Annotated in this window: 26 protein-coding genes; 7 read left to right on the forward strand and 19 right to left on the reverse strand. The window is 62.5% G+C overall.

Annotation, left to right across the window (positions count from 1 at the left end; all coding sequences use genetic code 11):
* Window positions 1-148: 148 nt before the first annotated feature.
* The 14 genes from GGR00_RS26115 to GGR00_RS26180 form a co-directional block, all read right to left on the reverse strand.
* Entirely contained in the window at window positions 149-1,402 is a 1,254-nt protein-coding gene (locus GGR00_RS26115; RefSeq protein WP_184702253.1) for an MgtC/SapB family protein, read from the reverse strand.
* 537 nt (window positions 1,403-1,939) lie between these two features.
* Entirely contained in the window at window positions 1,940-3,001 is a 1,062-nt protein-coding gene (locus GGR00_RS26120) for an ArsO family NAD(P)H-dependent flavin-containing monooxygenase (RefSeq protein ID WP_184702254.1), read from the reverse strand.
* Entirely contained in the window at window positions 2,998-3,753 is a 756-nt protein-coding gene (gene arsH, locus GGR00_RS26125) for an arsenical resistance protein ArsH (protein ID WP_184702256.1), read from the reverse strand. The genes GGR00_RS26120 and arsH overlap by 4 nt, the downstream gene beginning before the upstream one ends.
* A gap of 10 nt (window positions 3,754-3,763) precedes the next feature.
* Window positions 3,764-4,858: an ACR3 family arsenite efflux transporter gene (gene arsB / locus GGR00_RS26130; protein ID WP_184702258.1), complete on the reverse strand. Its 1,095-nt coding sequence runs from the start codon at window positions 4,856-4,858 to the stop codon at window positions 3,764-3,766.
* 17 nt (window positions 4,859-4,875) lie between these two features.
* Entirely contained in the window at window positions 4,876-5,295 is a 420-nt protein-coding gene (arsC, locus tag GGR00_RS26135; protein WP_184702260.1) for an arsenate reductase (glutaredoxin), read from the reverse strand.
* 8 nt (window positions 5,296-5,303) lie between these two features.
* On the reverse strand, window positions 5,304-5,822 hold the full coding sequence (locus GGR00_RS26140; RefSeq protein ID WP_184702262.1) for an arsenate reductase ArsC: 519 nt from the start codon (window positions 5,820-5,822) through the stop codon (window positions 5,304-5,306).
* Between the two features lie 12 nt (window positions 5,823-5,834).
* On the reverse strand, window positions 5,835-6,167 hold the full coding sequence (locus GGR00_RS26145) for an ArsR/SmtB family transcription factor (protein ID WP_184702264.1): 333 nt from the start codon (window positions 6,165-6,167) through the stop codon (window positions 5,835-5,837).
* 633 nt (window positions 6,168-6,800) lie between these two features.
* Window positions 6,801-8,531, reverse strand: coding sequence for a SulP family inorganic anion transporter (locus GGR00_RS26150; RefSeq protein WP_184702266.1), 1,731 nt, complete (start codon window positions 8,529-8,531; stop codon window positions 6,801-6,803).
* Window positions 8,532-8,564: 33 nt separating this feature from the next.
* Window positions 8,565-8,996, reverse strand: a complete 432-nt coding sequence (locus GGR00_RS26155; protein ID WP_184702268.1) for a DUF6691 family protein — start codon at window positions 8,994-8,996, stop codon at window positions 8,565-8,567.
* 4 nt (window positions 8,997-9,000) lie between these two features.
* Window positions 9,001-9,429 (reverse strand): YeeE/YedE family protein, encoded by a 429-nt coding sequence (locus GGR00_RS26160; RefSeq protein ID WP_184702270.1) that lies wholly within the window; start codon window positions 9,427-9,429, stop codon window positions 9,001-9,003.
* Complete coding sequence (locus tag GGR00_RS26165) at window positions 9,426-9,776, reverse strand: metalloregulator ArsR/SmtB family transcription factor (protein WP_377865297.1); 351 nt, start codon at window positions 9,774-9,776, stop codon at window positions 9,426-9,428. Before GGR00_RS26165 ends, GGR00_RS26160 begins: the two co-directional genes overlap by 4 nt.
* Complete coding sequence (blh, locus tag GGR00_RS26170; protein WP_184702272.1) at window positions 9,767-11,074, reverse strand: bifunctional sulfur transferase/dioxygenase Blh; 1,308 nt, start codon at window positions 11,072-11,074, stop codon at window positions 9,767-9,769. Before blh ends, GGR00_RS26165 begins: the two co-directional genes overlap by 10 nt.
* A gap of 587 nt (window positions 11,075-11,661) precedes the next feature.
* Window positions 11,662-12,120, reverse strand: coding sequence for a YbaN family protein (locus tag GGR00_RS28725; protein ID WP_377865306.1), 459 nt, complete (start codon window positions 12,118-12,120; stop codon window positions 11,662-11,664).
* 40 nt (window positions 12,121-12,160) lie between these two features.
* Window positions 12,161-12,589 (reverse strand): Rrf2 family transcriptional regulator, encoded by a 429-nt coding sequence (locus GGR00_RS26180; protein WP_184702276.1) that lies wholly within the window; start codon window positions 12,587-12,589, stop codon window positions 12,161-12,163.
* Between the two features lie 283 nt (window positions 12,590-12,872).
* Here GGR00_RS26180 and GGR00_RS26185 point away from each other — a divergent pair, with 283 nt between their 5' ends.
* From GGR00_RS26185 to GGR00_RS26215, 7 genes are all read left to right on the forward strand, one after another.
* Window positions 12,873-13,133, forward strand: coding sequence for a DUF2249 domain-containing protein (locus tag GGR00_RS26185; RefSeq protein ID WP_184702278.1), 261 nt, complete (start codon window positions 12,873-12,875; stop codon window positions 13,131-13,133).
* A gap of 65 nt (window positions 13,134-13,198) precedes the next feature.
* Window positions 13,199-14,554 carry a hypothetical protein gene (locus GGR00_RS26190; protein WP_184702280.1) on the forward strand — a complete coding sequence of 452 codons (1,356 nt, stop codon included), beginning with the start codon at window positions 13,199-13,201 and terminating at the stop codon, window positions 14,552-14,554.
* Between the two features lie 15 nt (window positions 14,555-14,569).
* Window positions 14,570-15,103: a DUF2249 domain-containing protein gene (locus GGR00_RS26195; protein WP_184702281.1), complete on the forward strand. Its 534-nt coding sequence runs from the start codon at window positions 14,570-14,572 to the stop codon at window positions 15,101-15,103.
* Window positions 15,100-15,435: a metal-sulfur cluster assembly factor gene (locus GGR00_RS26200; RefSeq protein WP_343065650.1), complete on the forward strand. Its 336-nt coding sequence runs from the start codon at window positions 15,100-15,102 to the stop codon at window positions 15,433-15,435. Before GGR00_RS26195 ends, GGR00_RS26200 begins: the two co-directional genes overlap by 4 nt.
* A complete protein-coding gene (locus tag GGR00_RS26205) occupies window positions 15,432-15,662 on the forward strand; it encodes a hypothetical protein (protein WP_377865301.1) in 231 nt (76 codons plus the stop codon). Before GGR00_RS26200 ends, GGR00_RS26205 begins: the two co-directional genes overlap by 4 nt.
* An 18-nt stretch (window positions 15,663-15,680) precedes the next feature.
* Window positions 15,681-15,971, forward strand: a complete 291-nt coding sequence (locus GGR00_RS26210) for a DUF6522 family protein (RefSeq protein WP_184702287.1) — start codon at window positions 15,681-15,683, stop codon at window positions 15,969-15,971.
* Window positions 15,972-16,047: 76 nt separating this feature from the next.
* The gene (locus GGR00_RS26215; RefSeq protein WP_184702288.1) at window positions 16,048-16,197 is read left to right on the forward strand and encodes a hypothetical protein; all 150 of its coding nucleotides are present in this window, start codon (window positions 16,048-16,050) and stop codon (window positions 16,195-16,197) included.
* An 84-nt stretch (window positions 16,198-16,281) separates the two neighbouring features.
* On the opposite strand, the gene GGR00_RS26220 is transcribed toward GGR00_RS26215, so the two are convergent.
* From GGR00_RS26220 to narI, 5 genes are all read right to left on the reverse strand, one after another.
* A complete protein-coding gene (locus GGR00_RS26220; RefSeq protein WP_246441653.1) occupies window positions 16,282-17,502 on the reverse strand; it encodes an MFS transporter in 1,221 nt (406 codons plus the stop codon).
* Between the two features lie 100 nt (window positions 17,503-17,602).
* Window positions 17,603-17,827, reverse strand: coding sequence for a hypothetical protein (locus GGR00_RS26225; RefSeq protein WP_184702293.1), 225 nt, complete (start codon window positions 17,825-17,827; stop codon window positions 17,603-17,605).
* 21 nt (window positions 17,828-17,848) lie between these two features.
* The gene (locus tag GGR00_RS26230; protein WP_184702295.1) at window positions 17,849-18,151 is read right to left on the reverse strand and encodes a hypothetical protein; all 303 of its coding nucleotides are present in this window, start codon (window positions 18,149-18,151) and stop codon (window positions 17,849-17,851) included.
* A complete protein-coding gene (locus GGR00_RS26235; protein ID WP_184702297.1) occupies window positions 18,151-19,074 on the reverse strand; it encodes a peptidylprolyl isomerase in 924 nt (307 codons plus the stop codon). The genes GGR00_RS26230 and GGR00_RS26235 overlap by 1 nt, the downstream gene beginning before the upstream one ends.
* The gene (gene narI / locus GGR00_RS26240; RefSeq protein ID WP_184702303.1) at window positions 19,071-19,670 is read right to left on the reverse strand and encodes a respiratory nitrate reductase subunit gamma; all 600 of its coding nucleotides are present in this window, start codon (window positions 19,668-19,670) and stop codon (window positions 19,071-19,073) included. Before narI ends, GGR00_RS26235 begins: the two co-directional genes overlap by 4 nt.
* Between the last annotated feature and the right edge of the window lie 95 nt (window positions 19,671-19,765).

Below are 19,765 nucleotides of genomic sequence, written 5' to 3' on the forward strand. Positions count from 1 at the left end.
TCTTTCCTAAGCACGACAAGTGCGACGCGCGCCGATCATCGTGTACTTCAAAAGATAGCCGAAGATGTTGATCTGAATCACCCCATGGCGCGCGTCAACGGCCGAGGTTGATTGTCTGCTCAACTGAGCCGGAGCCCGCCCCATCCTGTCAGACGGCCATCCCGAGCCAGAAAGCGACACCGGCCGCCGCAGCCGCGGCCAGCGTGATGATGGCAAGCGGCAGAGAGAAGCGGACGGGGCCGGCAAGGATCGACAGGAACAGCTTGCCGATTGCATTTGCGGCGAGCGCCACCAGCACCGCTCCGCCCACGGTATTGATGGCTGCCGTCTGCTCGACAAGACGCAGTGCGCTCAACACGGCGACATCGACATCAAATGCGCCCGACACCGCCGAGGTCATCAGAAGTCCCCCCTCCCCGAAGCGGCTGGCGAGAGCCGCACTCACGGTTGAGACGACCGCAAATGAAGCGGCGAAAAGAAGCAACGAGCCGAGCTCAAACGGATTGCGCTCGCCTCCTTTCTCCCTTGTCGGATGAACGCCGTTGCGAACCAGCAACACAGCTCCGCTTGTCGCGAGGACCATCGCGGCGGCGAGCGCCGGTGCCACGATCCACCCTAGGACCTGCGGTGCGATGATCGCGACGATAACTAAGACTCGCAGGATCGAGATCAGCGCTGCAAGTCCGGCGGCCCCGGCGAGCGGCAACGCATTGCCCTCTGCCTTTGCCATGCGGGCCAGTGCCACCGTCACGGCAGTCGACGACACGACGGCACCTGCGAGCGTACCGACGAGCAGGCCACGTGTCTGGCCGAGAACTCGCACCGCAACGTAACCGCCAAAGGAAATTGCCGCGATGACAACCGTGAAGAACCAGATTTCGAACGGGTTCAAGCCGCCCCAGGGATCGATCGCCCGATCGGGCAGCAACGGCAAGACAATGGCCGTCATGACAGCGAGGATCATTGCCGAGCGGAGTTCGATCCAGGTCAGGCGCCGCAGCAAATCGTGCAGCACCTCGCGGCTGGCGAGGACGGCGGCGAGTGCCGCGCCGCCGGCAGCGGCAGCGCGCGTTTCACCGACCACGGCCAGCGCGCCGAGGGCAAAGACGATCAGGCCAGCCGCGACGCCCGTCACGCTGAAGTTCTGGTCGTGCTCGGCTTCGCGCGCCGAGAACCACGCGAAGATCGCGGCGAAGCCGAGGAAGCCAGCGATCAGCACCCCGGAGCCGAGCGCCTCGGAGAGCGCAGCGAAGATTCCACCGAGCAAACCAACCAGCCCAAACGTCCGGAGACCAGCGGTGCGGCTGCGGTCGGGCGCGTCACGCTCGCGCCAGCCCCGCTCCAGGCCGACCAGCAGGCCGATAGCAAGTGCGAGGCCGAGTTGGGCGATCAACTGGTCCATCTGCGTCAGCCGGCGAAAATCGACAACTGGTCGCGTGCCCAGCGCATGATGAGGCCCGACGACACAGAGCCCGAGGTGCGCCCAGTCTCGTAGCCGCGGTGATCCAAGGTCTGGATACTGCGGATACCAAGCTTGGAGACTACCTCACGTTGGACACCGGAACCAGGCCGACCGAGTGGGTCGGCGTCGACCGGTACAGGGCGGCTCCCGAACAACTTCACGTCACACGTGCAATAGCATGCGAGGTATTCGAACATCCACCGGACCTCGCTCTCTGTGCGGTTGTTGACGAATGCTCTCGACTGTATCGACCCTGTCGTCAAGCGTTCCGTGGCTCGCGGTGAACGAGCATGCTCGCATGCACCCGAAGCTGTTTCGTGGGGTTGGAACGCCGTAGGCACCGTATCCCTGGTGACCGACGGTTCCCGGTCGCTTGGTCGCAGCGATGCGGCGACACAAAAAAATCTCGAGCCCGCAGTTCGTCGTCGCGCACGCAAGACACCGGCCCGTACGAGCCGGCAGGGCGCCGCTATTTCCTCAGATGAAAGATGCGGGCATCTGAAGGGCAGCCTTGATGCAAGGTGCCAGTTCCCGGGCCGTGCGGCCCGCGCCGATCAACGTTGCTGACGCGGCACCCGTCCAGTTTCCATATCCCTGCAGCCAAAGCCGCGGTTCCTCGACCGCACGTTGATCGACCACTTCGATGCGGCCATCGGAACCGACCACGCCAAGCGACCGAAGGTGTCCTGTCGCCGGACGGAATCCGGTGCACCACAGGACGGCGTCGACATGCGTCTCCGTTCCGTCCGCCCACACGACGCCGTCCGTCGTGAAGCGAACGAAGGGGCGGACCGATTTCAGCACGCCGCGGTCTCGCGCTTCTTTCACCGGAGGAACCATGACGATGTCGCCCAAGGTCGTGGTTGAAGCCGGGTCGAAGTCCCCGCGCGCGCTGGCGCGCTCGAACAGGACGCGCCCGTCGACGTCGTCGGGCAGGAATACAGGGTCCTTCATGGTGACCCAGACCGTCTCTGCGACCGCGCTGACCTCGGCGAGAATCTGCGCCCCGGAGTTGCCGCCGCCAACAACCAGCACCCGCTTGCCAGCGAAGGGGATGGGACTGCGATATTCTGCCGAATGGAGCTGAACGCCGCTGAACAATTCGCGGCCAGGATCATCGGGAATGTAGGGTGCGCTCCACGTTCCCGTTGCGCTGACGACGGCCCTCGCGGTGAAGGTCCGCCCATCACTCAACCGGAGACAGAGCTGTTCGCCATCCCGTTCCACGGTTTCGACGTGACATGACCGCTCGATCGGAAACGCATAGCGTTGCTCGTAACGCGTCAGGTAGTCGATCACCTCGTCTCTGGTCGGGAAGCCATCAGAGCGGCTCGGCGGCATCGGCCAGCCGGGAAGCGAGCTGTAGGTCGCTGGCGAGAACAGACGCAGGGAGGCCCAGGCATGAAGCCACGCGCCGCCGGGGCGGTCCTCGGCATCGAGCACGAGGAAATCGATTCCCGCGCGACGCAGGTAATAGGCGACAGCGAGGCCTGCCTGACCGCCTCCGATCACGACGACATCATGATCGGCTTCATTCATGCGGAGCGCTTCTGTGGCATGATCGCAATCGCAGAAAGGTCGGTGGTTGGATCGATCGTCTGCCCTGCGGCCTTCCTCTCCGAGTAGCGGTCGACGAGGCGCGCCGCATGTGGACGGGTGAGAATGGTGAACCGGACCAGTTCTTCCATCACGTCGACGATACGTTCGTAATAGGCCGACGGCTTCATGCGTCCGTCTCCGTCGAACTCTTGATAGGCCTTGGCGACGCTCGACTGGTTGGGGATGGTGATCATCCGCATCCAGCGGCCGAGCAGGCGCAGCGTGTTCACGGCGTTGAAGCTCTGCGAGCCGCCGGAAACCTGCATCACCGCAAGCGTGCGCCCCTGTGTCGGGCGGATGCCGCCCATGTTAAGTGGCAGATTGTCGATCTGCGCCTTCATCAGCCCGGTTATCTGACCGTGCCGTTCGGGACTGCACCAGACCATTCCCTCCGACCAGATCGCGTGCTCTCGCAGTTCGCGGATCGCCGGATGGTCGTCGCCCGCCACCTGGTCGGGAAACGGCATGTCGGACGGATCGAAGATCCGCACCTCGGCACCGAAAAAGCGGAGCAGGCGCGCAGCTTCTTCCGTGGAAAGCCGCGAGAAGGAACGCGGCCGCAGCGAGCCGTAGAGCAGCAGGATTCGCGGGGCGTGCTCCTCCGGCCCCAGTCCGAGGCCGGGCCGATCCTCGGCATACCTGAGATCGAGCGCCGGCAGATGGTCGGGATCATTGAGTTCACGCAAACGCATGGTGCGGCTCCTACGGTCTGGCTGTCGCGGCCGCCGGCACTGCATCAGGCGCAGTATCGGCGAACCAGCGCCTGCCCAACCTGAGCGCCACGTGCACCAGCAGTACAAGCACGGGGACTTCGACCAACGGTCCGATGACCGCCGCGAACGCGACCGGGGAAGCAAGACCAAAAGCGGCGATGGCAACCGCGATCGCCAGTTCGAAATTGTTGCCTGCGGCCGTGAAGGCGATGGCCGTCGTGCGAGGATAGTCAGCCGCGATCAACTTGCCCATCAGGAAGCTGATGACGAACTGCACGACGAAGTAGATCACCAGAGGAACGGCGATCAGAAGCGCATCGGAGGGTAGCCGCACGACATCGCCGCCCTTGAGGCTGAACATGGCCACGATGGTGAAGAGCAGCGCGACGAGCGTGATCGGGCTGATCCTGGGCAGGAACACGCCCTCGTACCAATCGCTCCCCTTGCTGGAGATCAGGAAGCGCCGCGTGAGGTATCCGGCTGCGAAGGGGATGCCGAGGTAGATCAGGACGGCCTTGGTGATCGTCCAGAAGCCGACGTCGACAACGCTGCCTTCCAGGCCGAACAGCGGCGGGAGGACGGACAGGAAGAACCAGGCATAGGTCGAGAAGAACAGGATCTGGAAGATCGAATTGAACGCGACGAGGCCAGCGACATACTGGTTGTCGCCCTTGGCCAACTGGTTCCAGACCAGCACCATGGCGATGCAGCGCGCCAATCCGATCAGGATCACGCCCGTCATGTATTCGGGGTGGTCGCGCAGGAAGATCACCGCGAGCCCGAACATCAGCGTTGGACCGATAATCCAGTTCTGGACCAGCGACAGGACCAGCACACGCTTGTCGGCGAAGACGCGGTGCAGCTCCTCGTAACGCACCCGGGCGAGCGGCGGATACATCATCAGGATTAGGCCGATGGCGATCGGGATGTTCGTCGTGCCGACCGACATGGCGTCGAGCGAGGCCGGAAGGGTCTCGAAGGCGGTTCCGAGGAAGACGCCGAGCGCCATCGCCGCGAAGATCCAGACCGTGAGGTAGCGATCGAGGAAGGACAGCCGGCGTGCCGGAGGTGTTGCGTTCGACATCGGAATTCCTGTGGTTGTCAGGCGAGCCTGTTGCCTGCCGCATCGGTCACCTGCTCGCCATCTTCCTTGGCGAAGGCGCCCTTCTGGGCAGGTAGGAGGTCGAGGACCGTCTCGGACGGGCGGCAAAGCTTCACGCCTTTCGGCGAGACGACGATCGGACGGTTCATCAGAATCGGATGCTTCTCAATCGCATCGAACAGCTGCTCGTCTGTCAGGGCGGGATCGCCAAGGCCGAGCTCCCCGTAAGGCGTGTCCTTCTCGCGGAGGATACTGCGGAGCGACGTGCCCATCCGCTCCACCAGCTGACGCAGCAGCTCTCGCGTCGGCGGTGTCTTCAGGTACTCGATAACATGCGGTTCGATTCCTGCATTGCGGATCATCGCAAGCGTGTTGCGCGAGGTCCCGCATTTGGGGTTGTGGTAGATGATCACGTCCATGCCGGGTCTCATGCTGTTGCGGCCGCCGAGACTTCGAGCTTTCCGATCTCGCGCAACCTGGACTGGAGCGACATCCGGTCGATCGAAGCTAGCGGCAGTGCCAGGAAGGCGGAAATGCGGTTCGATAGCTGCCGATAGGCATCGGCGAAAGCAAGGTGCTTCTCGGCATCCGTGCCTTCAGCGGCGGCGGGATCCGGAATGCCCCAATGCGCTGTCATCGGCTGTCCGGGCCAGACCGGGCAGGATTCGTTTGCCGCGTTGTCGCAGACGGTAAAGACAAAATCCATCTTCGGAGCACCGGGCGCCGCGAACTCGTTCCAGGATTTCGAACGCGCGAAAGACGTATCCAGCTTCAGGTTCCGAAGGAGTTCGATGGCAAACGGATGGACCTCGCCATTCGGCTGCGATCCGGCCGAGAAGGCCTGGAAGCGCCCAGCGCCGAGATTCCGCAGGATCGCTTCTGCAAGGATCGAGCGGGCGGAGTTTCCTGTGCAGAGGAAGAGTGCGTTGTAGAGCCTGTCGGACATAGAAAATCGCTCCTAACAATCGCAGGTCACGGCATTGATGACTGGACGGCAGAGTTCGGGCGCGCCGTTGCAGCAGTCTTCCATCAGGTAAGCGAGCAGGTCACGGAATCCGGTCATGTCGGCGACGTAGCGCACGGTCCGGCCATCCCGCTCGGGGCGGATGAGGCCCGCATGCGTCAGGATCTTCAGATGGGAGGATGTCGTGTTCTGAACCGCTCCCACTCGCGTCGCAATCTCTCCCGCTGCAACCCCTTCTGGCCCCGCTCGCACAAGGAGGCGGAAAATGTCCAGGCGGGTTTCCTGCCCCAACGCGGCTAAGGCGGCCAGAGACGCTTTCTTGTCCATAAATCTGCCCTTCTCGATATAACGACACGCGGTAGATAGCATGAGACGCTGCCGACGAAAAGGCCTGGTTTGCCTCAAAAGAAAGACAGGTCCCCGCCTCTTCGGCCAGCAGCAGTGCGATGCCCTCGGTGGGGAAATCGCCCGCAGGCTAGCTGAGGTACGGCAGCCCGTCCGAACCGCTGGGTAAAGCATTCCTCCTCAGTGTTGCGCGGGCGACTGTGGCGCGGGTCGCTGAACAGGCGAGCGCCACGCTCGCTGCGCGCACTGATGTTTCGCATCGAGATCAACACCCATCACCGCTTCGCGTGGACGATGATGAAGAGCCAGGATCAACTCATCTGCACCAAACAAGGAGTGTCTCACCTTCTGCCTGCCCAGGCACAGACGCATCTCGCAGGCCTCGAGGGCAACGCCCGATCGGCACGGCAACGAGAGCTGTTCGACACGGAAGGCCTGATCGCCCTCCGCTGCGTTTCACCAGACTGTCGCTCATTTCCACTTCCAAGGGACCGAAAACGCATTTCGTGACACACAAAAATACCGCTCGAACGGTCAATACTAAGGATTCGTGGATCGGTTGACTTGCTGGCTGCGACGGTCGCGGTGAGGGGTGCCCGCACGGTTGCATTGAGTTCATCTCGTGCTTGGCCGATCAGTTGTGTCCAGGCATCGCAGCGCGTCATACTGACTGAGGAATACCTTGCCAGTCAGGCATTCGAGGAAATGGGTCCGCTTCAGCCTGTCCATCACTGGCCCCTTGACTTCGGACAGATGGAAAGTGATGCCCGCGTCCTTCAGGCGATGATTGATCTCCTCAAGGCTTTCGAGCGCCGAGGCATCGATTATGTTCACGGCCGAGCACATGAGCACGACATGTTTGAGCTGCGGCCGCTCGGCGACAAGCGCGGCGATACGATCTTCCAGATAGCGGGTATTGGCGAAATAAAGGCTTTCATCAACCCGCACGGACAGGATTTCAGGTGATGTTTCCACCACGTGGCGCTCGACATTGCGGAAGTGCTCGGTGCCGGACAATTGGCCGACGACGGCCATGTGCGGGCGCGAAGTGCGGTAGAGATGGAGCAGCAGCGATAGCACAACGCCCATGACGACGCCGATCTCCACGCCGACAAACAGCGTGCCGAGAATGGTCGCGGCCATGGCCGAGAAGTCTACCTTGGAATATGCCCAGACACGACGGATGGCGGCGACGTTCACCAACGATAGGACAGCGACGATGATCGTTGCAGCCAGTGTCGCCTGCGGAAGGCTGGCGAGAAGCGGCGTGAGGAACAATGTGGCGAGCGCGATGCCGATGGCGGTGTAGATGCCGGCGGCAGGCGTTTCAGCGCCGGCATCGAAATTGACGACCGAACGGGCAAAGCCGCCCGTGACCGGATAGCCCGACGAGATCGCCGAGGCGATGTTGGCCACGCCAAGCCCGATCAGTTCCTGATCCGGCACGATGCGCTGGCGGCGCTTGGCGGCCAGCGTCTGCGCGACCGAGACCGATTCCACGAAGCCTATCAGCGAGATCAGCAGAGCAGGGACGGCGAGCATGCGGATGAGTTCGAGATCGAAGACAGGCAAAGCAGGGACGGGCAAGCCTTGCGGGATGGCGCCGACGAGCGCGACGCCCTGCGGGCCGAGGTCGAGCATCGTTGCGGCGAGGATCGTCGCGGCAACGGCCGCAACCGGTCCGGCCTTGGTCGTGATGTCGGCCATGCGCGCCGAAAGGCCGAGCGCGACTAAGACGCGCTTGAGGCGCAGTCGCACGAAGTAGAGAAATGCCAGCACCGACGTGCCGATGGCGAGCGTCGGCAAATTGATCGAGCCGATATTCTCGACGAGGCCGGTCGCGATCTGCGGCAAGGTGTGGCCGCCGGCAGGGATGCCAAGCAGATATTTGAGCTGGCCGGCCGCAATCAGCAGTCCCGAGGCGGTGATGAAGCCGGAAATCACCGGGTGGCTCAGGAAATTCGCGACAAAGCCCAACTTGAACAAGCCCATAGCGATCAGCATAGCGCCGGACAGGAAGGCCAGCAGCATGGCGGCAGCAAGATAGGCGGGCGTGCCCTGAGCTGCGATCTCCCCGATGGCAGAGGCGGTCATCAAGGAGACGACGGCCACTGGACCCACCGCAAGCGTCCGGCTGGTGCCGAACGCTGCATAGGCGACCAGCGGCAAGATCGAGGCGTAGAGCCCGATCTCGGCCGGTAGGCCTGCCAGCATCGCATAGGCGAGCGATTGCGGAATCAGCATAATAGTAACGATAATCGCTGCGACCATGTCGTTGGTCAGGGTCGCGCGGGAATAGCGCCGACCCCAATCAAGGATCGGCAGATAATCTGCCAGCCGGCTCATTGTCGTGGTCTTTCGATTTTTGTCTTGCGCGTTTCAGACGGTACGGGGTGACGCGCTGCCTTCGCCAAGAAGGCGAGCGGCCCACATGCCGAGGATCATGGCGGGGATGAAGGCGAGGGTTCCAGTCGCGCCGAGCCCAAGCGCGGTCAGCGCTGGACCCGGGCAAAAACCGCCAAGCCCCCAGCCGATACCGAAGAGCGCCGGGCCGGCAAGAATGCGCGCGTCGATGTCGTTGCGCGTCGGCAGGTGGAAACGGTCGCCGGCGATCGGTTCGCCGCGGGCGAGAACCAGTCGGTAGCCGACGAACGCGACGAGAACTGCGCCGCCCATGACGAAGGCAAGGGAGGCGTCCCAGGTGCCGGCCAGATCGAGGAAATTCAATACCTTCGCTGGGTCCGACATGCCGGAGACGAGGAGGCCAACGCCGAATAGAAGGCCAAGCGCGAGATTGATGAGGAATGACATGGGCTCAGGCTCCGATGACGTGGCGGATGAGGAAGACAGTGATGATGGCCGTCGTCATAAAGATGCCGGTGGCGACGAAGGAGCGGGTCGACAGTCGCGAGAGTCCGCAGACACCGTGACCCGACGTGCAGCCATTGCCCCAGACCGACCCGAAGCCGACGAGGAGGCCCGCTCCGAGCATTAGCGGAATGTTGGATGAAACCGTCTGGCTCACCTCGACATCGCCGACCGCGATCATGGCAATCGGCGCCGTAACGAGGCCGATAACGAAGCCGAAACGCGACAGGAACGCGCTGTCGCGATAGGGCGGCAGCAGGCGTCCTGCTATCCCGGAAATGCCCGCGATGCGGCCTTCCCACAGCATCAGCAGCACAGCCGACAGGCCGATCATCATGCCGCCGATGAGCGAGGCGAGTGGGGTAAATCCGGTCATGGATTGGATCCTTCGCGCGGCTTGGCGCAGAACATGACGTGCATCATGGAGACGAATTCAGCGACCCGGCCGTCTTCGAGCCGGTAGAACATATGCTTCGCTTCCTTGCGGCCGACTATGAAGCCAGCCTCGCGCAGTTCAGCGATCTGCTGCGACAGGCCCGGCTGGCGGATGCCGAGCGTGTCTTCGAGATCGCGTACCGAGCGCTCGCCATCAACGAGTGCGCAGACGATCATCAGCCGCGAGGGATGGGCGAGCTTCTTCAGGAAGTCCGCCGCCTCGCCGGCATTTTCGACCATCTCGGCCGTCTCTTGCGACAGTTCGCGTGTCATGGCGGTCAGTCCCATGCCGCACCCTCCAGCACGTCGAGCGGGAATTTGAGATAGCGCTTGCCATTCGCCTCAGGCGCGGGCAGGCGACCGCCATTCATGTTCACCTGCAGAGCGTGCAAAATCAGCTTGGGCATGGGCAAGGTCGCATCGCGCCTCTCGCGAACTGCAACAAACTCGTCTTTCGTCCGGCATTTCGACATGTGCGTGTTCTCTGCCTTCTCCTCCGCGACGGTCGATTCCCATTGCGGTGCGCGACCTTCTGGCTGGTAATCGTGACCGACAAAAATGCGGGTTGCGTCCGGCAGGGCCAAGATCTGCTGGATCGAATCCCAAAGGCGCGCCGCGCTCCCGCCGGGAAAGTCGGCCCGCGCGGTCCCTGAGTCCGGCATGAACAGCGTGTCGTGGACGAAGGCCGCATCGCCGATCACATACGTGATGGAGGCGAGTGTATGGCCTGGCGAAAACAACACCTTCGCATCGATCGTCCCGACCTTGAACCGCTCGCCCTCGGCAAAACGCTTGTCCCACTGCGAGCCGTCTGCCGGGAAGTCAGGCCAGTTGTAAAAACCCTTCCAGAGCTTCTGCACTTCGACGACTTTCTCGCCAATGGCGGTCGGCGCGCCGGTCTTGTCCTTGAGATACCGCGCGGCGGAGAAATGGTCGGCATGGGGATGAGTGTCGAGAATCCACTCGACCGTCAGCCCCTTGCTCTCGATGTAGCCGAGAATGCGGTCGGCATTGATCGTCGCCGTCGCGCCCGACTTTTCGTCGAAATCAAGCACCGGATCGATGATGGCGCACTGCTTGGTGACCGGATCGGAGACGACATATTGCACCGAGAAGGTGCGGTTGTCGAAGAACGCCTTCACGTCGGGCACAGTGCTTTCGCGACGGGCTTGGTTGGCATCGAGCCATTTGACGGCGCCTGACAGATCCAGGCCGAGGCGCTGGCCGAGCGGCAAGATGTCGCTGCGGGCCATACGCCCTTCGAGCACTTCGCCGATCGCGTGGAGTGTCGCCGAGCGTGTGCCGGTCTTGCAATGGGCGAGCACCGGCCCATCCGCCCTTTTCAGCGCCAGCTGGAAATTGATGACATGGTCCTTGTTGATCTGGCCAGGCACGACCGGGATATGCGTGTAGCCGAGCCCCGCCGCCTCGGCGGTCCGGCGATTCGCGGACGCGCTCGGCTGGCCCGTTTCCTCGTCGTCCGGGCGGTTGTTAATGATAGCCGCAATGCCATTCGCCCTGGCCACCCGGATGTCGGCCGCGGTGAGTTGCGGGGCAATGAAGAGCTTGTCGGAAATCTGTTTCATGTATCTCTCCTGCATACTCGGCCGCTACGGCCAATTTACTTTCGCCCATGTAAAAACGATTGCGATAAAACGCAATAGATAAGTTGTTATTGTTCCTTCCGGGTCTGTGCAGGGCGGTGACAAACTAGGCCATTGGAGCGCCGTCATGTTGGCTGTGCGGGCGGAGTAAAAACCGTCCATTGGCTAGGTTGGCCCCTTTGGGGGTCGGCCGGGATGTTTGCCGTGGAAGTCTATGCCGCCGTCCGACATTTCGTTTTCGTGGAGGGGAACAGCCGCCGCGAGCGGCCCGGATATTCGGGCTGAGCCGCGAGACGATAATGAAGACGTGTCGCTTCCATCAGCGATTCCAATGGCGGGATCTCAACGCGCCGACAAGCGCGTGACAGGTTAGCACCGCAGGCAACGAAACCGGGCGTGTTATTGGGAAATGGGATGGCGATGTGCCTGCGGCGAGATCGGAGAGGCGGGAAACGGCGCCTTTAGGGGACATCAGTCAGATTATCGTGAGCGCTTTGGCCTGGATCAACAGGGGAGCGCACTCGAGAAACCGCCCACCGCCGACTGGCTGAGCTGAGCCGGAAGCGGTCCTATTCGATGGGAACCCATGCCGTTCTGTGTCTATGCGGCTCCGATTGGGGGGAATCGGCGTCTGCTTTTGCCGCCCAGGCGGACAGTGGCCGCGGCCGAGCTGCGTCGCCCTCCGGCGGCAGCGGTCGGGTCAGGATGAAGATCGCCGGAAAAGCCAGCACGAGACATTGGAGGCCCACCACATAAAACGGCGCACCAATGAGGAGGGAGGCGCGCGGTACTGCGAAAATCACGATCATCGCGTTGCGCTTGGTCGGGCCGGAAATCGCTCTGTGCCTGCTCCATTGTTCAATCGGCGGTCCGAGGCGGGGATGCTCGTTCAACCAACGATGCAGGCGAGGCGATCCGCGGGCGAAACAGCAAGCCGATAGCAGCAGGAACGGCGTCGATGGCAGCAGCGGCACAAGGATGCCGAGGAGTCCCAAACAAACGCAAAGCAGCCCGAGTCCCGCCCACATAATCCGGACGGCGCTTCGCGCCAGCGGCGCAGCATTTTGTTCAGGCCGCCGGCGCAATGCCGAATTCTTCCGAGCTAAGGATCAGGTCTGCGAGCGTGTAGCGATCTAGCGAGGTGACAAACGCCTCCAGCGCCTCGCGCAGCGCGCGTCGCAGGCGGCAGCAATTGGTGATGGTACAGCGGTTTCCGGTAGTGAAGCACTCGACCAGGGCAAAGTCCGGTTCGGTCCGCCGGATGACGTCCCCGACCAGTATCTCGCCTGCGGCCATACCCAACATGAGCCCCCCCGAACGGCCGCGCACCGCTTTGAGATAACCGGCGCGGGTGAGAGCGTTCACCACCTTCATCAGGTGCGCCCGTGAAATGCCGTAGAAGCGCGCCGTTTCGTCGATCGTGATCAGACGGCTGTCTTTCGAGCCGGCATACATGAGCACGCGCAAGGCATAATCGGAAAAGTTGGTCAATCGCATAGAATTTTCCCGTGTTACGACGGCCAGGCCGCTGGCGGTCGAGTGCGGTTAGATGCCTGTGACGAGCATGCGATTCAAGCAGTCCGTCTACAGACTTCTCAGCGCTCATTGGCTCCGCCACCTGATCGAGCAGCGACATAAGATACATTGACAATATATCTTTCACAAGCAAGAGTGTCGACAACGGTCAGGGTGACAGGCGGGCCGTTTCCCCACTCGGCATTCCGGGGCGGTCGCGATCGCGGTGTGCTGTTCGGAAGACGCGACCATGGAGCCAGACCCCATGTCGAACACCCCTCAAACATCCGACGCAAACACGGTGGACGTGCGCATGCTCGTGCCTGCGCAACGCCACCAGAAGATCTTCCAGCTGGTAGACGAGTTGCAGCCGGGAAAAGCCTTCGTCCTCGTCAATGACCACGATCCCAAGCCGCTCTACTACCAACTCGAGGCTGAATATCCCGGCCAGTTCTCCTGGATCTATCTGGAGCGCGGGCCGGACGTCTGGCGCGTCGAGATCGGCAAGCAGAAGCAGGCGGCCTGACGCGACGGTGCGTCGCGAGAGGGAGGCGGCGCGACGCACCAACACCAGGCGAAGGAGAATCCCCGATGGTGGGCGCTTCCCTGTCGAGATGGTCGATGTCCTATTTTGCGGTCGCGCTCCTCGCGCTGATTGTCGCGGAAGGATTGATGACCGCAGGATTCGGGTTTCCCGTAGCGCCGATCCATGCGCCGGAGACGCTGGCGCTGGTGCATCTCATTGCGATCGGGTGGCTGAGTCTGCTGATGCTCGGTGCGCTATTCCAGTTCGTGCCGGTACTCGTCGCGCGGCCTCTGTACAGCGATTGGCTGCCGCTGCCCACACTGGCGCTACTGCTGGCTGGGCTGACGGCGCTGCTTGCAGGTTTCCTCCAACTGGCCGGGGTCATTTCCGTTCCCCATAGCTGTTTCCCAGCCGCCAGCATCCTTTTGGGCGCGGGCTTTTCGCTCGCCCTTTGGAACCTGGGCCGCACACTTTGGGCGGCGCGCCCGCTGCCGGTACCTGCACGTTTCGTCACCGTCGGACTGGCCGGCATCGCCGCCACCGCGCTGCTCGGCATCATCTTCGCACTCACGCTTGGCGGCGTCATTTCCAACCCAGCACTCCTCGCCATCGCCTCGCAAGGCGTGCCGGTGCATGCGATTGCAGGACTTGGCGGCTGGCTCACTTTTACCGCCATGGGCGTCAGCTATCGCCTGCTGGCCATGTTCATGCTCGCGCCTGAACTCGACGGCACGAGCACGCGAGCGGCATTTTGTCTCGGAACTGCCGCGCTCACGTTGCTGATCCTGGGAGGGGTCGGCGCTATCTGGATGGACGGCAATCTCGATTTCGTCCTGATAGCAGCCGCTACGCTCGGACTCGCCTGTGCGGCGCTTTACTGGAAAGACATGATTCACCTTTACCGGGCGCGCAAGCGGCGGGTAATCGAACTCAATAGCCGCATGGCCGGCTTTGCGCTCGCGTCGCTCGCGTCGGCTGTGGTGCTGACACTTATCCTTGCATTGCTGGGTGTCCTGCCACGCCATGGCGGAGCCATAGCGTTCATCACTGCTTTCGGATGGCTGAGCGGTCTCGCACTTGCAATGCTTTATAAGATCATCGCGTTCATGACCTGGCTCGAATGCTACGGTCCGGTTCTTGGCAAGAGACCGACGCCGCGCGTCCAGGATCTGGTCACGGAGCGCGTCGCCTTTCCGTGGTTCCTTGTCTACTTTATAGCCGTTTGGTCCGGTACGGTGGCGCTCCTGTGCGACCAGGCGACACTCTTCCGCGTCTGCGCGGGCGCGATGTTGCTCGCAACAGTCGGCCTTTGCATTCAGTTCGTGCGTACGCGCTTTCTCGACAACGTCCCTGTCCCGGCGCGCTTTCCCGAGGGCGTGCGCAGGCCGCGCCTGCTTCTTTCCCTTACGCAACCCCGATAGCCGAGGAGAAATCTGATGACCGTCAAATACGTGGATCTCGACGTTCGGCCCGCCCTGCGCGCTGGAGAAGAACCCTTCGAACAGATCACGGCCGCGGTGGCGACTCTGCCGGCGGGACAGGGCCTTCGCCTGTTTGCGACCTTTAAGCCGGTGCCTCTGCTGCATGTGCTTGGATCGAAAGGCTTCTCCCATGAGCTGAAAGAGCTGGAAGACGGCGAATGGGAAGTGCTCTTTACGCCGGAAGCCACTACCGAAGCGGCGACGGAGGCCGATGTCGTTGCGACGCCAGCAGAGGGCGTCTGGCCCGATTCGGCGCTCACGCTCGACAACCGCGACCTCGATCCGCCCGAACCGATGGTGCGCATTCTTGCTGCGCTCGAGAAGATGCACGAGGGCGAGGTCCTGTCGGCGCTGCTCTGCCGCGAGCCCGTATTCCTTATGCCGGAACTCGCCAAGCGAGGCCATCAATGGCAGGGCGCATTCGAGGGCGACGGCGCCACTTACAGAATCCTCGTCCGCGTCGGCTCCAGTCGGGAGGCGGCGGCGTGACAGTCGAGGCCAACGACGCGCTTGCCGAACAGGTGCGTGAAGCGCTTCGGCTCGTGATCGATCCCGAGCTCGGATACAACATCGTCGACCTCGGCCTGATCTATTTCGTTGGCATCGCGGATGGCGGCGTTGCGAACATCGTGATGACGACCACGACCAAAGGATGTCCAGCGACGAACTATCTCAAGGAAGGCGCGCGAGACGGTGCCTGGAGCGTGTCCGGGATCGAATTTGTCGATGTCGCATTGACCTACGAGCCGCCATGGACGCCTGAAATGATGACCGACGAGGCGAAGGAGCATCTCGGAATCAGGGGCGGAGGCGGATGGTGACGGAGCGCGCTGCGGATATGGACTTACCTTCGACCAAGCAAGCAACCGCCGCTGAGCTCGCCGCAATCCTGCTCGACAGCCTCGGAGAACTGGCGAAGACCGGGAATGTCGAATCCGCATGTCGCTTGGCAGGGCGCGCCTGCGCGAGGCTGCGCAATGCGGAGCCCCAGATGGCGCGCCGTTTCGACGTGTTCCTGCATCGTCAGACCAGGCATCTTGAATGGTAGCCGCGGGGAGTGGAGCATATGACAAGCATCGAATTCGGCGATGGCGAGGTACTGGTCGACGCGGCCGTGATCGCGAAGGGACTGAAGCTGAAGGCGGAAGCCGTTCAGGAGATGATGCGCGAAGGTTGCATCACCAGTCTGTGCGAGCGGGGAACAGGCGAGGATGCAGGCTGTTTCCGTCTGACGTTCTTTACCGACAACCGCCGTTTCAGGCTCGTGGTGAATGAGGCCGGAAGGATCATCCAGCGGCTGGGGGTCGATTTCGGGGATCGTCCGATGCCCGCATCCGCCCGTATTCCTGGGAGGTGATGCGGGACGAACCGCAAAATACCCAATGCCGTCGATTAGACAGCCAGCCGTCCAACAAAGCGAGAAAGCAGCGACCATGTCTAAAGATAGAAATGGTGACGAGCGAACTCACGCTCCGGGCGATCAAGCCGGAGACGATAATTCCAACAGCACCCTGTTGCCCATGCTGATCGCCGGTCTCGTGCTTATCGTCGTCGGTGCGATCGTTGTCATGAGCTTTGTGTAGGATCCTGGTGGCAACGAGATCTTGCGGAGCATCGCCTGTAGAGGGCGGCGTGCGTCTTCTCTCACTGCACAAGCCAGAGAGAAGTTACCTGCCTCTAGGCACTACTTCCTCGCCCATCACAGGGGCACGGCGCACCTCGGTAAGGAAATTCAACACCAAAGACACCGAGACGATTCCATAGAGAAGCATGAAACAACTGGAATTCACGCCGAGCCAGTCGAGAATGGCGCCGAACATGATCGGCAGCAAGAAGCCGCCGAGCCCGCCCGCCATGCCGACCACGCCCGACACCGCACCCATGCTGTCGGGAAAGTCGTCCCCGATATACTTGAAGGTCGAAGCCATACCGCAGGCGAAGGCGATGCCGAGCACGAACAACAGGAACGTAAACAGCCACGTGGGCAGCGCGATGCCGAAACTCAGCGGCCCTTCAACGGTGTGCACGATCAGTTCCGTCCTGGGGTAGGAGAGCAGGAAAAGGCAGATCCAGGCGATCCATAGCACCCACCAGGTTACGGCATGGGCTCCGAAACGGTCCGACAGCCATCCGCCGAGGGCGCGAAACGCGCCGCCAGGCAACGCGAAGGCGGCGGCGAGTAATGACGCCTGAGCGATCGAGTAGCCGTACTCCGTCGTGAAATATTGCGGCATCCAGATTGACAGGGCCGTGAAACCGCCGAACACGATCGAGTAGTACTGGCAGTACTTCCACACCCGCGGATTGCGCAGCACAGCGAGCTGCCGCATCATGGACCGAGCGGCATTGCCGGACCGCGCCGGGTCGGGCGCGGAGAAAATCCAGAACAGCGCGGCTGTGATCACCAGCGTCACCGCGTAAACCTTCGGCACCATTTCCCACCCGTACTGTTCGATGAGAAACGGCGCGACGAACATGTTGAGCGCGGCACCCACCGTGCCGGCGCCGAAAAACCCCATGGCGAAGCCGCGCTGCTCCTTGGGGAAGAATCGCGCCACATATGGCGTGCCGACCGAGAAGGCCGCGCCGACGACGCCCAGGGCGAGGCCAAGCAACAGAAATTGCCAGAGCGCCGTGGCATAGGCCGAAATCCAGACGGGCACGGCGCAGCCGAGCAACAGCGCCAGCATGATGCGACGCCCACCGAAACGATCCGTCCAGATGCCGAGCGGCAGCCGAAACAGCGCTCCGGTCAGCACGGGCGTGGCGGTCAACAGCCCGAATTCGGTCGAATCGAGTTGGAGTTGACTGCGGATCGGAATGCCCGTCACGCCGAACATCATCCACACCGCAAAGCAGACCGTGAATGCGAAGGTCGTGATGAACAATACGCCGAGATTCCCGCTCCTATCCATCCACGCCTCTCGTGCTATCCGTCTTCCAGGTTCGCCTTGCGGCGAGTGAAAGCTGCCGCGCCATCTCCTGGTGTCAGAAGAATATCAGCGCGATCGCGATGATGACGCAAACGATGGTGGTCACCGCCCAGATCATGGGCCATGCGGCTCCTTCATTCTTCTTGACGGAAACCGTCGCCATCGGATCGGTGCCGCTCTGGTCGGGACCATAGGTGGCGTCATGCGCCTGCTTCAGAGCGGGATTGAGCGGCGCGCTGTCGGCGGCGTGCGCCGGCCGGTCCGGAGGGTTGGTGCTCATCGTTTGCTCCTCGTCTGAGCGTCAGGAAGAATGCCTCTCGCACGTCGTTGCCGCCAGCCGCCAGGCCACCATGGCGGCGAGGCATGCTGTCCCCGGGTCTTCATGGTCGCGTACAATTCTGGTGAGCTGCGCCCACGCTTCTTCATCGGCAAAGCGGCTGAAATCGGCGACCGCCGCTCGCGCGAAGCCGCTCGGGGAATCTCCGGCGCGCGCAGCCGCCATTCTCACCTCTTCGGCAAGATCAGGGTCGGCGGTTTCGATCCACCGCTGGAGGCCGGCCGCCGAACGACGCGCCGCGCCAAGCATGTCGCCCAGCGTTGGCATCAGGCGCCTCCTATGGCGGCCGGATCGATCTGCACGCCTTCTATCTCCGCCGATCGCGCCAGCTTCGCCGTGTAATGCGACGCCGCGACAGCCCAGGCGCGCGCCTCCAGCATGTCGACGATCTTGTCCTTGACCACGTCGAAGGGAAGCGTTCGCCCATCGATCTTGCGCTGCAGCCTGAGCACATGCCAGCCAAAGCGCGAGCGGACCGGCTCGCGGCCCGTGGTTCCCTCGGGAAGCGCCTCCAGCGCCGTCTGGACGGCGTCGACCAGTTCCCCCCGCCTTATCTGACCGAGCGAACCGTTCTGATGCGCCGACGGGCACTTGGAGAACTCGCGCGCCGCCGAGGCGAACATTTGTGGATCGTCTCCCAGTTCCGCCACAATGGCTGAGGCCTGCGCCTCGGCCGAGGCCCACGCGCCATCGTCATCGCCATCCGGCTCGATAAGGATGTGGGAAGCTTCAAAGAGATCAGGCGTGCGGAAACGATTGATACGGTTCTGGTAGTAGCGCCGGCATTCTTCTTCCCCGGCCGCCGCCGGTTCGAGCTGCCGCTCCAGCAGGACACGGATAATCGCATCCTCCTCTATCTCGCCGCGTCCGGCCTCATCCTCTTGCGAGTCCGGCTCGATGCCGAGATGCCGAGCCTCCTGAAGCAGGAGTTCGCGGATGGCCAGCGCCCGCGCCGCCTCTTTCCAGGCGGTCACCCCGTCCGGGGCGGGATGATGCTGGATTTCCAGCGCGATCGCCTCGGGTTCAATCTCCACGCCATTGACAATGACGGCGCCGAAACTCGGCGGCGCGGGCGCCAGCCGTGGATCGTGGCTCGATGAACCGCAGCCGCCGCTTTCACAGGCGCTGGGCATTGCCGCCGCTGGCCGCGCCGCGGTTCCAACATTGTCGATAAGGGTATGTCTGGTCATTGCGCGCTCTCGCTATGGGATCGAGGAACGGTATCGCCGCCGAAGCTCGGGGCGAGCCCTGCCGGGCCGAGCGTCGGCGTCGTGCTGACGCCGGTCTTCGAATGTGACCGTACGATCTGGTAGCCGGGCCGGAAAAGATACCAGATTGGCGCGCTCCAGATATGGACGAGGCGCGTAAACGGCGTAATCAGGAAAAGCGTCAGGCCGAGCACGATATGCAGCTTGTAGACAAGCGCTGTGTCGAGGATCAGCGCCGAGGCGCCCGGATCAAACCGGGTAAGGCCGCTCGCCCAGCCCATGAACAGCACCATCTCGTGCCCGTCGAGCGCGTTCACCGTCCAGATGGTGGTGGACAGGCCGAGGAAGAGTTGCAGCCACAGCAACACCAGCACCATGATGTCGCCCTTGGAGGAACTACGCCGGATGCGCGGGTCAAAGAGACGGCGGTGGAGAAGAAGGCTGCACCCGATGAAGGCGGCGATGCCGGCGATGCCCCCGACGGCAAGTGCGGTGACCTGCTTGAAGCCATGGCTGACGCCGACGAAATTAAAAACGGCCGCCGGTGTAAGCAGCCCCACAAGATGACCGACGAACAGTGTGACTTTCCATTAAACCGCAAGAATCGGAACATAATGATATCAAAGCGGTGCGAGGGCATTTAATTTGATAATTAGCAGTTAATTGCGATAAT

It is taken from the genome of Aminobacter aganoensis, assembly GCF_014206975.1.
Lineage (GTDB): Bacteria > Pseudomonadota > Alphaproteobacteria > Rhizobiales > Rhizobiaceae > Aminobacter > Aminobacter aganoensis.